At 63.5% G+C, this 13074-nt stretch carries 14 protein-coding genes; 6 read left to right on the top strand and 8 right to left on the bottom strand.

Translation table 11 applies throughout. The annotated features are described in order from the left end of the window. Window position 1 precedes the first annotated feature (1 nt). Window positions 2-1741, top strand: coding sequence for an outer membrane protein assembly factor BamB family protein (locus FVF58_RS44730; protein ID WP_149675995.1), 1740 nt, complete (start codon window positions 2-4; stop codon window positions 1739-1741). A 192-nt stretch (window positions 1742-1933) separates the two neighbouring features. On the opposite strand, the gene fahA is transcribed toward FVF58_RS44730, so the two are convergent. Both fahA and hmgA read right to left on the bottom strand, forming a co-directional pair. Further along, the gene (gene fahA, locus FVF58_RS44725) at window positions 1934-3235 is read right to left on the bottom strand and encodes a fumarylacetoacetase (RefSeq protein ID WP_149675994.1); all 1302 of its coding nucleotides are present in this window, start codon (window positions 3233-3235) and stop codon (window positions 1934-1936) included. Then, on the bottom strand, window positions 3232-4578 hold the full coding sequence (gene hmgA / locus FVF58_RS44720) for a homogentisate 1,2-dioxygenase (RefSeq protein WP_149675993.1): 1347 nt from the start codon (window positions 4576-4578) through the stop codon (window positions 3232-3234). Before hmgA ends, fahA begins: the two co-directional genes overlap by 4 nt. A gap of 349 nt (window positions 4579-4927) precedes the next feature. On the opposite strand from hmgA, the gene FVF58_RS44715 reads away from it, so the two are divergent. Next, window positions 4928-5761, top strand: coding sequence for an EAL domain-containing protein (locus tag FVF58_RS44715; RefSeq protein ID WP_149675992.1), 834 nt, complete (start codon window positions 4928-4930; stop codon window positions 5759-5761). Between the two features lie 18 nt (window positions 5762-5779). Here FVF58_RS44715 and FVF58_RS44710 read toward each other — a convergent pair whose 3' ends face one another. Next, complete coding sequence (locus FVF58_RS44710; protein ID WP_149675991.1) at window positions 5780-6565, bottom strand: IclR family transcriptional regulator; 786 nt, start codon at window positions 6563-6565, stop codon at window positions 5780-5782. A gap of 93 nt (window positions 6566-6658) precedes the next feature. Here FVF58_RS44710 and FVF58_RS44705 point away from each other — a divergent pair, with 93 nt between their 5' ends. Beyond that, window positions 6659-7849, top strand: coding sequence for an acyl-CoA dehydrogenase (locus FVF58_RS44705; RefSeq protein ID WP_149675990.1), 1191 nt, complete (start codon window positions 6659-6661; stop codon window positions 7847-7849). Window positions 7850-8021: 172 nt separating this feature from the next. Here FVF58_RS44705 and FVF58_RS44700 read toward each other — a convergent pair whose 3' ends face one another. Continuing rightward, entirely contained in the window at window positions 8022-8660 is a 639-nt protein-coding gene (locus tag FVF58_RS44700) for a peroxiredoxin (protein WP_149675989.1), read from the bottom strand. Between the two features lie 326 nt (window positions 8661-8986). Here FVF58_RS44700 and FVF58_RS44695 point away from each other — a divergent pair, with 326 nt between their 5' ends. The 3 genes from FVF58_RS44695 to FVF58_RS44685 all read left to right on the top strand — a co-directional run bounded on the left by FVF58_RS44695 (window position 8987) and on the right by FVF58_RS44685 (window position 10477). Then, on the top strand, window positions 8987-9289 hold the full coding sequence (locus tag FVF58_RS44695) for an ElaB/YgaM/YqjD family protein (protein ID WP_028198798.1): 303 nt from the start codon (window positions 8987-8989) through the stop codon (window positions 9287-9289). A gap of 129 nt (window positions 9290-9418) precedes the next feature. Next, the gene (locus FVF58_RS44690) at window positions 9419-9805 is read left to right on the top strand and encodes a phage holin family protein (protein ID WP_149675988.1); all 387 of its coding nucleotides are present in this window, start codon (window positions 9419-9421) and stop codon (window positions 9803-9805) included. 186 nt (window positions 9806-9991) lie between these two features. After that, the gene (locus FVF58_RS44685) at window positions 9992-10477 is read left to right on the top strand and encodes a DUF3318 domain-containing protein (protein WP_149675987.1); all 486 of its coding nucleotides are present in this window, start codon (window positions 9992-9994) and stop codon (window positions 10475-10477) included. A 114-nt stretch (window positions 10478-10591) separates the two neighbouring features. Here FVF58_RS44685 and FVF58_RS44680 read toward each other — a convergent pair whose 3' ends face one another. The 4 genes from FVF58_RS44680 to FVF58_RS44665 all read right to left on the bottom strand — a co-directional run bounded on the left by FVF58_RS44680 (window position 10592) and on the right by FVF58_RS44665 (window position 12894). Continuing rightward, window positions 10592-11023, bottom strand: a complete 432-nt coding sequence (locus FVF58_RS44680) for a type IV pilin protein (RefSeq protein ID WP_149675986.1) — start codon at window positions 11021-11023, stop codon at window positions 10592-10594. A gap of 10 nt (window positions 11024-11033) precedes the next feature. Continuing rightward, window positions 11034-11483: a pilus assembly PilX family protein gene (locus FVF58_RS44675; RefSeq protein WP_149675985.1), complete on the bottom strand. Its 450-nt coding sequence runs from the start codon at window positions 11481-11483 to the stop codon at window positions 11034-11036. Window positions 11484-11641: 158 nt separating this feature from the next. Then, window positions 11642-12448 (bottom strand): PilW family protein, encoded by an 807-nt coding sequence (locus tag FVF58_RS44670; RefSeq protein WP_149676018.1) that lies wholly within the window; start codon window positions 12446-12448, stop codon window positions 11642-11644. Further along, a complete protein-coding gene (locus FVF58_RS44665; protein ID WP_149675984.1) occupies window positions 12448-12894 on the bottom strand; it encodes a type IV pilus modification PilV family protein in 447 nt (148 codons plus the stop codon). Before FVF58_RS44665 ends, FVF58_RS44670 begins: the two co-directional genes overlap by 1 nt. Window positions 12895-13074 lie beyond the last annotated feature (180 nt).

The following is a 13074-nucleotide window of genomic DNA, read 5'->3' as shown; positions in this document are numbered from 1 at the left end:
CATGGAAACTCAGCACCGCGCCCGCTGCCTGTACCTCCTGAGTGCGTTGATCGTGCTGTCCGTGATGCTGTTCGCAGATTGCGGCGGTGGCGGCGGCGATGGTGGAAGCGGCGCATCGAGTGGCGCGGCGAGCGGCGGCAGCGGCTCGACGGGCAGCACAACCGGCGGCAGCGGCGGAACTAGCTCCGGCACGAGCGGCACGGGCACCTCGTCGGGCGGCACGGCAATGGCCATCACGCACGACGTCCTCACGTATCACAACGACATTGCCCGCACCGGGCAGAGTCTCAACGAATCCATCCTGACGCCCGCCAACGTCAACTCGACGACATTCGGCAAGGTCGGTTTTTTCGCCGTCGACGGCAAGGTCGACGCGCAACCCCTCTATGTCGAGTCACTGACGATCGCGGGCGGCACCCACAACGTGCTGTACGTCGCGACGGAACACGACAGCGTGTACGCGCTCGACGCCGACAGCGGCACGCAGCTCTGGCAGGTCAGCACGCTCGGCACGAACGAAACGCCGAGCGACGACCTCGGTTGCGGGCAGATCACGAAGGAGATCGGCATCACGTCGACGCCGGTCATCGACCGCACGCGCGGCGCGCACGGCACGATCTACGTTGTCGCGATGTCGAAAGCCGCGAGCGGCAGCTACCATCAGCGCGTGCACGCGCTCGACCTCGCGACCGGCGCGGAGTTGCTGAACGGACCGACCGAAGTGAGCGCCTCCTATCCGGGCAGCGGCGCGAACAGTTCGAACGGCCACGTCGTGTTCGCACCGGCGGCGTATGCGGAACGCGCCGGCTTGCTGCAACTCGGCGGCACGATCTACACGACCTGGACCTCGCATTGCGACGCCGGCGCCTACACGGGCTGGGTCATGGCCTATAGCGCCGACACCTTGCAGCAGACCAGCGTGCTCAACCTCACGCCGAACGGTTCCGGCGGCGCAATCTGGATGAGCGGAGCCGGGCCCGCGTCGGACGGCACGTCGATTTATCTGCTGGGCGGCAACGGCACGTTCGACACTACGTTGAACTCCAATAGCTTTCCCGCGCAAGGCGACTTCGGCAATGCATTCGTGAAACTGGGCACGACAGGCGGACTTGCCGTCGCGGATTACTTTGCGATGTCGAACACCGTTCAGGAGTCCAATGCCGACGAAGACCTCGGTTCCGGGGGCGCGCTCGTGCTGCCCGATCTCACCGATGCGAACGGCGTCGTCCGGCACCTCACGCTCGGCACCGGCAAGGACGACATCATCTACGTGCTGAACCGCGACTCGATGGGCAAATTCAATGCCGCGGGCAACAACATCTATCAGGAGATTCAGGGGACGATGCGCGGTGGAGAGTTCGGCATGCCCGCGTACTTCAACGGGCGGGTCTATTTCGGGTCGGTGGGCGACAACCTGAAGGCGTTGACGGTGACCAACGCAATGCTGTCGACCGCGCCGATCGCGCAGACCACGATGACGTTCGCCTATCCCGGCACAACACCCAGCATCTCCGCCAACGGCTCGACAAACGGCATCGTGTGGGCCGCGGAGAACGGCGACACGGCGGCGCTGCACGCATTCGATCCGGTCAGTCTCGCCGAGCTCTACAACAGCAATCAGATGGGAACCCGCGATCAGTTCGGCGCGGGCAACAAGTTCATCACGCCGATGGTCGCCAACGGCAAGGTGTATGTCGGCACGACGAACGGGGTGGCGGTGTTCGGCTTGCTGAAGGGGTGAGTGGTCCGGCGCTGCTGGCGCGTACCGCACGCGCAGCAATGGACGACGCACCCAAGGCTCTGCCGATCGGGCACAGCGGCGGCCTTCGGTTCATTCGACAACACGAACGCCCGACGCACTCGCCGCCCAGCCGCCCGCCACCTTGAATAAAAAAGGCCGGCACATGTGCCGGCCGTCCTCGTCATTCGCCGCCTAGCGCTGCGCCGGCAGAATCTCACCCACGCAAGCGCCGAAGCCCACGCGATACCCATCGCCCTGGCACCACCCGGCAAGCGTCAGCTCGTCGCCGTCCTCGATGAACGTGCGCGTGCCCCCTTCGCTCAATTCCAACGGCTTCTTGCCGTTCCATGTCAGTTCCAGCAGGCTGCCGCATGAATCGTCGGTGGGACCGCTGATCGTGCCGGAACCCATCAGGTCGCCCACTCTCGTATTGCAGCCCGATACCGTGTGATGCGCGAGTTGCTGCGCCATCGTCCAGTACATGTGCTTGAAGTTGGTCCGCGAGATCGTGCTCGCCTGCTTCGCCTGGTGCGGGCGCAGCGTCACTTCGAGGCGGATGTCGAACGCATGCGCGCCGTCGTGGCGCAGGTACGCAAGCGGCTGCGGCTCCTGCACCGGCTGCGCGACGCGAAACGGTTCGAGTGCGTCGAGCGTGACGATCCACGGCGAGATCGTGGTCGCGAAGCCCTTCGAGTTGAACGGGCCGAGCGGCACGTATTCCCATTGCTGGATGTCGCGCGCGCTCCAGTCGTTCAGCAGCACCATGCCGAAGATGTGCGCTTCGGCGTGCTCACACGCAATCGGCTCGCCCAGCGCATTGCCCGCACCGATCACGAAGCCCGTTTCCAGCTCGATATCCAGCTTGCGGCACGCGCCGAACACCGGACGCTCCTGATCCGGCAGCTTCAACTGACCGTTGGGACGGCGCACCGGCGTGCCGCTCACCACCACTGACGACGCGCGTCCGTTGTAACCGATCGGAATCTCCAGCCAGTTCGGCAGCAGCGCATTCTTCGGATCACGAAACATCGCGCCGACATTGGTCGCGTGTTCCTTCGACGAATAGAAGTCCGTATAGCCGGGAATCTGCACCGGCAGATGCAATTGGGCTTCAGCCTGGCGCACCAGGGTTCTGGCGCGCAACGCGGCATCGTCGCGCAACGTCGCGGTGTCGCGCGCCAGCAGCTCGCTCACCTGGATGCGCACGCTGCGCCAGGCGTCGCGGCCGAGCGCGATGAAATCGTTCAGCGTGTCGCGCGCGAAAACGTCGGTCTTCGCGGCCACGTTCAACAAACCCGCCGCCTGCAACGCAACGAGGTCGACGATCTGGTCGCCGATCGCGACGCCGACGCGGCGCGCGTCGTTATGCCGGTCGCTGAAAATGCCGAACGGCAGATTCTGGATCGAAAAATCGTTGGTCGAATCGTTGGCCGACTCGATCCAGCTCTTGCGCGACGGATCGAGCGTCGCCTGGAGATCGCTCAATGCGCTCATCGTTGCTCCGGGTTGAAGTGTTTCTTGAGACCTTGCCAGCACTCGTAGTAGTGCGCCTGCAATTGCGCGGTTTCGAGCGCGAAACGGGTGGGCTTGATCAGCGTGCGCGTCTCGAACATGAAGGCCATCGTGTCGTCGACTTTCTTCGGCGTCGACGTATCGCCGTGCGAGGCTTTCTCGAACGTGTCGGCGTCCGGACCGTGACCCGACATGCAGTTATGCAGACTCGCGCCGCCCGGCACGAAGCCCTCGGCCTTCGCGTCATATACACCGTGCACGAGGCCCATGAACTCGCTCGCGACGTTGCGATGGAACCAGGGTGGACGGAACGTATCTTCGGCGGCGAGCCAGCGCGGCGGGAAGATCACGAAGTCGATCGAATCGACGCCTGGGGTGTCGCTTTGCGATTGCAGCACCAGAAAGATCGACGGGTCCGGATGGTCGAAGCTGATCGAGCCGATCGTGTTGAAGCGCCGCAAATCGTACTTGTACGGCGCGTAGTTGCCATGCCATGCGACGACGTCGAGCGGCGAATGGCGGATGTCCGCGCGCCACAGGTTGCCGTTCATCTTCGCGACGAGTTCGAAGTCGCCTTCACGGTCTTCATAGGCCGCATGCGGCGTGAGGAAGTCGCGCGGATTCGCGAGGCCGTTCGAGCCGATCGGCCCGAGATCCGGCAAACGCAGCAGCGCGCCGAAGTTCTCGCAGATGTAGCCGCGCGCCGCGCCGTCCGGCAAGCTCACCGCAAAGCGCACGCCGCGCGGGATCACCGCGATTTCGAACGGCCCGATTTCAAGGCGGCCCATTTCGGTCGCGATGTCGAGCCGGCCTTCCTGCGGCACGATCAGCAATTCGCCGTCAGCGCTATAGAAGAAGCGGTCCTGCATCGAGCGGTTCGCCGTATACAGATGAATCGCGCAGCCGTTCATCGCTTCGGCCGCGCCATTGCCGGCCATCGTCACCCAGCCGTCGATGAAATCGGTCGGCTCGGCGGGCATCGGCAGCGCGTCCCAGCGTAGCTGGTTCGGCGGGGTCGGCGGCACTTCGGCGAAATTGGCGACGAGCCGGTCGGAAGGCAGCGGCGTGAACGGCTTGTGCATGGCCGCCGGACGAATCCGGTACAGCCACGAGCGGCGATTGTGGCCGCGCGGCGCGGTGAACGCGGTGCCCGACAACTGCTCGGCATACAGACCATAGGCCGCGCGTTGCGGCGAGTTGCGGCCTTCCGGCAGCGCGCCGGGCAGCGCCTCAGTCGCGAATTCGTTCGCGAAGCCCGATTGATAGCCCGGCTCGATTTCGAGCCGCGAGCTGGCGGGGGCCGGCGTACGGGTTGGGGTATCCATGCAAAAGTTCTCCGTTGGTACTCGATCTCTCGATTCGCGCGGGACGCGATCCGCACGGATGCGTTGCCGCGTGGCGCCGGCGGGCAGAGTCACAGGCGTAATGGTGCTTCCGTACCCGCACTACAATTTACGTATAGTAAAACGAATTACGTATAGTGAAATTAACGTATACCCTGGACTTCGCCCGTAAAACCGGCCGCCGCCCCGTCCCATCAGCGTTCGGCCGATAACGTTATGAGCATTTTGTTCATATGCGCGGATTGCGGACTGCTACCATCGAAGGATGCGGCCATCCAGTCGCGTTGCCGGGCGCCGGGTGCGCCTTCCCTGTCGCCATCCATTCGCCTTCATGATTCCGCCGACCATCCCCGACCTCATTGCCCGCGCCGCCGCCCATCCGTTTCTGGGCGAACATCTGGTGATGGGACAAGGCGTGCACAGCGACATCGCGCTCGCGCAATTCGACGGGATGGAACTCGCGAGCGCCTACGAGCCGATCTTCGACATCAGCGTGCACGCGCTGGCGCAGTCGCTGTCATCGGGGGCCGAGGGCGTGGACCGCTTCGGCGATGAACTCGGCTTTCAGGCCGTCACGCATCCCCTGGGCGCGGCGCCGTTCGAAGTATTCGATCCGTTCGACCGCTGCGGCGCAGATCAGGAACTGGTGGCGCTGGACCGCATGGCGCGCGCGCTGCACGCGATCAATTTCTTCGGCGCGCAGCGGCATGGGCTGCTGTTTCTGCGCGTGCACGAGCGTCTGCTCAAGAGCGTGAAGTACGACCACGGCCGGCATTTCTCGAGCGTGCTGATGTCGTTCGGCTTGAACCCGTCGCGGGTGGTAATCGAGTTGCCGGCGGCGGCGGTCGCCCACAAGACTTTTCTCGGCTATCTGACCAAGAGCTATCAGCACTATGGGTTCAAGGTGGCGGGCAACCTGTCCAACGCAGGGCAGATTCTGTCGGTGTCGGAAACGGCGCGGCTCGACTTCATCAAGATGGATGCCGCCGTGGCGTTGCGCGAATCGATGGTGAAGGCGCTAGTCGGCTATGCAAGCCGGCTGCGGATTCCGCTGATTTTCAATCGCGTGATGGATGAGGCGCAGTTCGTCGCGCTGCAACAGTACGACGTGCGCTTCGTGCAAGGGCCGCTATTCAACGCGCATTATCACGACCGGGCGGTTTGACAGCGCACGCGCCCCGCTTCAACCCGGTTCACCCAGCCGCCGCGCGAGCGTCTTCAGACGCGGCGCGACGTTCTCGCGAAACACGTCCTCTCCCATCGACGACGCCGGCCCGCTGCAACTGAGCACCAGCCAGCGCCCTTCGCGCGGCTCGCGAAACGGCACCGCGACCGCGTTCACGTCGTCGTGCCACGCGCGAAACGAATAGCAGCAGCGCTCGGTGGCGAAGGCGGCGATCTCCGCTTCGGCGTCGGCCACCAACGCCGCGCCCACTTTCCCTGCTGCCTTCCTGAGTTCGGCCAGCAATGCGGCGCGCGCATCGGCCGGCTGCACGGCCAGGTAGGCGCGCCCCATCGAGCTCGTCAGCATCGACAGTTTCGAACCGGATGCGAGGCCGAGCGTCAGCGCGGTCTCGCTGCGAATCGTCTCCAGATAGATCATGTCGAGCCCGTCGCGGCAACCCAGCGAAACCGCCGCGCCCACCTCGCGCGCAAACACGCGCATATGCGGACGCGCGAGTTCGAGCGTGTCGGTACCCGACAGCAGCGCGAAACCGAGTGACAGCACGCCGGCGTCGAGCGCATATTTGCCGAGCGATTCGTCCAGGCGCAGATAGCCGAGCACGGTCAGCGTGTAGGCGAGACGGTTCACGGTCGCCTTCGGCAAGCCGGTGCGCTCAACGAAGTCGCGATTGCCGAGCATGGTTTCGCCAGGCTTGAACGCGCGCAGCAAATCCAGTCCGCGCGCGAGAGCGGCGACGAATTTGCGCTCGTCGACCGGTTCAGAGAAAGTGGATGTGTGCGTCATCGGGTGGTACACTCGGGTGTCGTTTGCAAAACATTGTTTCGCACAGCGGAACTTAAGTCAAGCTTGGATCGAGCAAGAAATCAGGAGATAGTCATGGCCGAGGCCGCGCAGTTTCACTGGGAAGACCCGTTGCTGCTGGATCAGCAACTCACTGAAGACGAACGCATGGTGCGCGACGCCGCTGCGGCCTACGCGCAGGACAAGCTGCAGCCGCGCGTGCTCGAAGCGTTCCGTCACGAGAAAACCGACATCGAGATTTTTCGCGAAATGGGCGAACTCGGCCTGCTCGGCCCGACGATTCCCGAGCAATACGGCGGTCCCGGTCTGAACTATGTTGCGTACGGGCTGATCGCGCGTGAAGTGGAGCGCGTCGATTCCGGCTACCGCTCGATGATGTCGGTGCAGTCGTCGCTGGTGATGGTGCCTATCCATGAATTCGGCTCCGACGCGCAGAAGCAGAAATACCTGCCGAAGCTCGCCACCGGCGAATGGATCGGCTGCTTCGGCCTGACCGAACCGAACCACGGTTCCGATCCGGGCAGCATGGTCACGCGGGCGAAGAAAGTCGACGGCGGCTATTCGCTGTCGGGCTCGAAGATGTGGATCACCAATTCGCCGATCGCCGACGTGTTCGTCGTGTGGGCGAAGCTGGAGGAAGACGGCAAGGATTCGATTCGCGGCTTCATTCTCGAGAAGGGCTGGAAGGGGCTGTCGGCGCCGACCATCCATAGCAAGGTCGGTCTGCGTGCTTCGATCACCGGTGAGATCGTGCTCGACGAAGTGTTCGTACCGGAAGAGAACCGCTTGCCGAACGTCGGCGGCCTGCGCGGTCCGTTCACGTGCCTGAACTCGGCGCGCTACGGGATCGCCTGGGGTGCGCTCGGCGCCGCCGAAGCGTGCTGGCACACCGCGCGTCAGTACGTGCTGGATCGCAAGCAGTTCGGCCGGCCGCTCGCCGCGAACCAGTTGATTCAGAAGAAGCTCGCCGACATGCAGACGGAAATCACCCTGGGCCTGCAAGGCGTGCTGCGCCTCGGCCGCATGAAGGACGAAGGCACGGCGGCCGTCGAAATCACGTCGATCATGAAGCGCAATTCATGCGGCAAGGCGCTGGACATTGCACGGCTCGCGCGCGACATGCTCGGCGGCAACGGCATCTCGGACGAGTTCGGTATCGCCCGTCATCTGGTGAACCTGGAAGTGGTGAACACCTATGAAGGCACGCACGATATTCACGCGCTGATTCTCGGGCGCGCGCAAACGGGCATTCAGGCGTTCTTCTGATGCCGGGTTGATGCATCGCTGATACCGCGGGTTGCGTCGCGCGACGCGCATGCTCGCTGCTCGACGGCAGCATGAAAAAGAAAGGCCGGTTCATTTTGAACCGGCCTTTCTCACATTGAGCCGCCGCGTTGCGCGTTGCAATCAACCACGCGCGTCGCGGCTCGACAGCCGCTTACCTGTTCGGCTGCGGCGTCATGCGCAGGTACGGACGCAGCGCCTTGTAGCCTTTCGGGAATTTCTGCTTGATGACTTCCTCGTCCCTCAGCGACGGGACGATCACCACGTCATCACCCTGCTTCCAGTTGCCCGGCGTCGCGACCGAGTGGTTGTCGGTGAGTTGCAGCGAGTCGATCACGCGCAGCACTTCGTCGAAGTTGCGGCCGGTGCTGGCCGGGTAGGTAATGATCAAGCGCACCTTCTTCTTCGGATCGATGACGAACAGCGAGCGGACTGTGAGCGTCTCGTTCGCGTTCGGATGGATCATGTCGTACAGCTCGGCCACCTTGCGATCGCCGTCCGCGAGAATCGGGAAGCCGACATTGGCGGCCTGCGTCTCGTTAATGTCCTTGATCCACTCCTTGTGCGACTCCGCGCTGTCGACCGACAACGCGATCGTCTTCACGTTGCGCTTGTCGAACTCGCCGGCAAGCTTGGCGGTCAACCCGAGTTCGGTCGTGCAGACCGGCGTGAAGTCGGCAGGATGCGAGAACAGCACGCCCCAACTATCGCCCAGCCATTCATGGAACCTGATCCGGCCGACACTCGACTCCTGCTCGAAATCCGGCGCGATATCGCCAAGACGTAAACTCATCAGTGCATCTCCTTATGGTCTTCGCGAGCGTTTGCCCACAGCTTTAAAAATTCGAAGCATACGGCAACAGCCGCATTCCCGAACGAACATCGCATCACTACCTTATGCGTTTTTGTAATTTTCACCTGTTTGGTGGAAACTTTTCGGGACAGATCAACTCCATCCTAAGCAAAATTTGGCTGGATTGCCTCTGAAGGGAGGATTCCATGCCTGGTCCAATCGGGAACGGTTCGTGCGTTTGTTGGGTTCAACCGGGCACTGCGCTCGCCAGCAGCCGTTTCTTTGGTTACGATTCACGCGTGGCGTGAGACGAAGGGGAGCTGTCAATGTCGGAAGTCAACAAGGAGAGATTGATGTCGGATATCAAAACCGTCCTCGCGGACGCTGAAGACCTGCTGAAACAGGCCGCGAGCGCCACCGGCGAGCGCGCTTCGGAACTGCGCGAAACGGCGCTTACGCGTCTGAAGCAGGCTAAGGAAAAGGCGGCCGACGTGCAGGTCGTGGTGGTCGAAAAAGGCAAGAAGGCGGCCCGCGCCACCGACGACTACGTCCATGAGCATCCATGGGCGTCCATCGGCATTGCCGCGGGCGCCGGCGTGCTGCTGGGCCTGCTGATCAATCGCAAGTAACGCTGGTGCGGCGGCCGGACGAAGTAGGTCCGGCGCATCAGTGAATCGAGTTGACCGGCGCATGCCTGGCCGGTCCGCTTCTCTTGGCGCGCATGTTTGCACGCGCCTCTACGCGCAACGCCCACAGCCATGACGATCGAAACACACTCGCAGCGCGGAGCACATAGTCCGTTGCGCCGCATTATCGGTTCCGTGTTTGCCATTTTGCAGACGCGGCTTGAACTGGTCGGCATTGAACTCGCCGAAGAGAAAGACCGTCTGCTCGGTGTGCTGTTCCTTGGCCTTGCCGCGATGATGCTTGCCACCATGGCGCTGATCACCCTCACCGCCTTGATTGCGATCGCGTTCTGGGACACCTACCGATGGCAGGCGCTCGCCGGCATTACGACGGTCTATGCGATTGCGGGGCTCGCATGTGCGTTCAAGGCCCGCAGCGGGTTGCGCAATGCGCCGATGGTGTTCGAAGCCACCATCGCCGAGTTCGAAAAAGACCGCGACGCGTTTCGCAAGCCTTGAGACAACGCACGCAAGGGGCGTGCGTTCGGCGCCCGGCGCCTGTTTCGTTGACTTCGTCGAGGGATTTCGTTGACTTCGTCGAGGGAAAGTCTCAGGCGATTTGCGGAGACTTATCGCAGCGTCCGAATTTACAGCGTCTGTTTGCCGCGTCATTAGCCGTCCCACCTCAACCGCCGCCGACATGCCATGAGCCAGAGCCATTCCGATACCGCATTCCGTAACAAGCGCCACCAGAGCAAAGAGCTGAGCGCACCGCACTTGCGAGCGCTACGCAAGGAATTGCTGCTGGTGCGAGCAGATGTCGAACGCATGGAACTCGTTCAGGCGACTTTCGAATTTCGGCAGGCGGTCACGCACTTCAGCTGGCTGAAATTCATCCTGCCGGGCTTCGGCGGTATGCGCGTGGGCAAAGGGTCCAAGGCGAGCATCATCAATGCGGGGACCATCGGCGCTCTGCTCAAACAGTATCCGTTCATCAGTTCGATCGCGTCCGTGCTGCTCGCCAAGCCGTTGCGCGCGACCGTCGTAGCGGGTGCAAAGCCAGCCCTCAAATGGGGCAGCCTTGGACTTGCCGCCTGGGAAGCGTATCGGATCTGGCAGCAGATGAAGCGCGATTCCGCTGTCGATGCCGCTTCTCGCGCGCAGGCTGAATCGACGAATAGCGGGTATTGAGCGGTTGCATAGGCGACTTGCGCAGGCGGCTGCGGCGCGGTGGAGTCGGCTGGTCGACGGGTCGCGCTGAGTCGCTAAGTCGCTAAGTCGCTAAGTCGCTAAGTCGCTAAGTCGCTAAGTCGTATTCCAGCATTCATTGCTAGCCGGCGTCACGCCGTTCACATCGCTTCTGTTGCCCCGCTGCCCCGTCGCATCGAGTGTAAATGTGCCGCACGGATCATCACGCATTGGGCCGGATTCACCTGGCGTCGCCTCAATCGAATAGCCGCCGTTCGCGTCGTCAGCCGGCAGTACACGCAAGCGATATATCGCGCTGCCGAATTGCGGCGCCTGGTCCAGCCCCGGCGGCAACGCCGGCGCGCCGTCGCTTGCCGCTCCCTCGACGAATTGCGCCGCGCGATACAGCGCGGACGCCGCGTCGATACGATGCGTTCGCGCTACGTGGTTGCGATAGGACGGCACGGCAAATGCAGCCAGCGTGGCCGCTATTGCTAACGCGATCATCAGTTCGAGCAGCGTGAACGCGGATGTGTACAGCCTCGTCATGCGCCTCCCGTCAAAATGGCCTGGCGACGACGCGCCGCCAATGACGTTCGATCGTCTCGCCGTCGATCACCAGTTCCATCTGCAGCCATACCTGCGAGTCGCTCGTCCGGCCGAAGCCGCGCGACGTCAGCAAATACGCCCGAGCATCGGCACGGGTCGCTAAGCTCCAAGGTTCGGTCAGGCATTGCGGGGCGCGGAGCGATCCGGGCCATTGCGCGACCGGCGTAATCGCGCCCGCCTCAAATGCGGTTTCGAGTTTCCACTCAACCGGTTCGCCGGACGCGGCCTGCGTCGCTGCCGACGCGTCAGCGTCAGCCCCGGCCGCGACGACACTGCGCGCGCACAAGGTCAACGCCGAATCCGCGGCGTGGAAAGCCTGCAAATAGTCGCGTACGTTGGCCGCCGCACGCGTCGCCGCAAGCGACGTTTCGAACCAGACCGCGGAGGTCGCCAGCATCATGGCCGACATCAGCAGCACAATCGGCAGAACAACGCCGCGATGACGAACACGTGAAGCATGACCCGCGCGACTGAGGCACCGTGAGTGTGCCGGCTCATCGTGAAGCCGACGATGCCACTCATACGTGCGACGCCGCCTGGCAGTTTCTGTCCGCACCGTCACAAAGAAACCCCCGCCTGATTGCGCAACGCCACTCGCCGCGAGAACGCCTGCCGCGGCCGCAAGTCGGCCCCGAGCACGCTCACGCCGTCGCAATCGACATAGCGTGAACGCTGTGCCTGTGGGGCGCCGCGCACGAGCACGCAGAGATCGACGGCGACGATCTGCGCCCATTGACCTTCAGACACCGCCGACGCGGGTATCGCATCCGGAGCGCCGGCCAGCCAGTATTTGATCCGCACGCTCTCGACACCTTCGGCAAGCGGCTGCGCCGACCCCGCGTTGCCATTGCCTTCACAGTAAAGCTCCGGCTCGCCGGTCGATCCGCTGACGCTGGCGAAGAACCGGTTGACGATCAACACGCCCTGGTCGGCGGGCACGGCGGCGGTGCCTGTCACGGATTGTCCAAGGCAATCCGTTGCCTGTCCGCTCGTCGATCGCCACGTGGACACGCTATCTCCCACGTAGCGCACCACGACGCCGTCGGAGCCGCTAGACAACTTTGTGCACGCAAGGCTGTCGTCGGCGCCCGTCGGCCGGCCGCCCGAACAGCCGAACAATGGCGGCGGTCCGTCGTAGCGCACGATGTCCGCGGGCGTAAAGCCGGCCATTTGCAGTTGCTGACCGATCAGCGTGAGCGCGGTCAAGCCCGCGTCGCGGATTCGCATCGCATTGCTCGCGTACTCGAACGCGCGTCGCTGGGTCGTATAGAGCGACACGGCGCCCACCGTCACCACCAGTCCCAGCGCCATCGCGATCACCAGCTCGAGCAGCGTATGAGCCCGAGCCAAATGCCGGCGCCGCATCATTGTGCGAACGCCAGCGCGACGCACGAGGAGCCGGCGGGAACATCCGCTGTGCCGCAAGACTCCGGTTGGTCGATCACACCATCGGCAGACGGCATGTCGCGCACGGAAGTCCATGTCACGAGCGCGGCGGCCACGGCAGCGCTCCCGGTCACCGAGGCTTCGCCCCGGGGCAAGAGGACGCTTGCACGGGCGCTCCACTGCCTCGTTGCGGCATCGGCGGTGGCCGGCGCATACGTGGCTTCCACCACCGAGTCGGCGATCCACGTCGCGTGTTCGCGCATCGACATCGCACGGGCTTCGCGCGCGATCCACAACTGACCGGCAATCAAGCCGAGCGCTGTCACCGCCATCAACGCGACCGCAAGCATTAGCTCGATCAGCGAACTGCCGCGACAGTTCAGTGCGCTGCGAGCCCTGGGCAGCTTCGACGAACCCCGCATCATGACGCCGCTCCGCACGCACCCTCGGAAATCCGCGCACGTCCACCCGCCGCAATACCCCAGGATTACCCACACCCATTAGCGGGCCGGTGTCAAGCGAACAGTTGTTACCATGGCCGCGACAGCGACCAACCTCAACTCCACGATTCCCAATCCCAGCAGCCGAGCGCGCCCGTTTCTTCA

The sequence above is a fragment of the Paraburkholderia panacisoli genome, assembly GCF_008369935.1.
Lineage (GTDB): Bacteria > Pseudomonadota > Gammaproteobacteria > Burkholderiales > Burkholderiaceae > Paraburkholderia > Paraburkholderia panacisoli.
This window is presented reverse-complemented; position numbering and strand designations above follow the sequence as displayed.

Bases quoted from the DNA above. Each gene is read 5' to 3' on its own strand.
- FVF58_RS44680 (WP_149675986.1), bottom strand. From the start codon at position 11,023: ATGACGAGGCTGTACACATCCGCGTTCACGCTGCTCGAACTGATGATC.
- fahA (WP_149675994.1), bottom strand. From the start codon at position 3,235: ATGAGCGCATTGAGCGATCTCCAGGCGACGCTCGATCCGTCGCGCAAG.
- FVF58_RS44710 (WP_149675991.1), bottom strand. From the start codon at position 6,565: ATGACGCACACATCCACTTTCTCTGAACCGGTCGACGAGCGCAAATTC.
- FVF58_RS44695 (WP_028198798.1), top strand. From the start codon at position 8,987: ATGTCGGAAGTCAACAAGGAGAGATTGATGTCGGATATCAAAACCGTC.
- hmgA (WP_149675993.1), bottom strand. From the start codon at position 4,578: ATGGATACCCCAACCCGTACGCCGGCCCCCGCCAGCTCGCGGCTCGAA.
- FVF58_RS44690 (WP_149675988.1), top strand. From the start codon at position 9,419: ATGACGATCGAAACACACTCGCAGCGCGGAGCACATAGTCCGTTGCGC.
- FVF58_RS44675 (WP_149675985.1), bottom strand. From the start codon at position 11,483: ATGATGCTGGCGACCTCCGCGGTCTGGTTCGAAACGTCGCTTGCGGCG.
- FVF58_RS44730 (WP_149675995.1), top strand. From the start codon at position 2: ATGGAAACTCAGCACCGCGCCCGCTGCCTGTACCTCCTGAGTGCGTTG.
- FVF58_RS44665 (WP_149675984.1), bottom strand. From the start codon at position 12,894: ATGATGCGGGGTTCGTCGAAGCTGCCCAGGGCTCGCAGCGCACTGAAC.
- FVF58_RS44715 (WP_149675992.1), top strand. From the start codon at position 4,928: ATGATTCCGCCGACCATCCCCGACCTCATTGCCCGCGCCGCCGCCCAT.
- FVF58_RS44705 (WP_149675990.1), top strand. From the start codon at position 6,659: ATGGCCGAGGCCGCGCAGTTTCACTGGGAAGACCCGTTGCTGCTGGAT.
- FVF58_RS44685 (WP_149675987.1), top strand. From the start codon at position 9,992: ATGAGCCAGAGCCATTCCGATACCGCATTCCGTAACAAGCGCCACCAG.
- FVF58_RS44700 (WP_149675989.1), bottom strand. From the start codon at position 8,660: ATGAGTTTACGTCTTGGCGATATCGCGCCGGATTTCGAGCAGGAGTCG.
- FVF58_RS44670 (WP_149676018.1), bottom strand. From the start codon at position 12,448: ATGCGGCGCCGGCATTTGGCTCGGGCTCATACGCTGCTCGAGCTGGTG.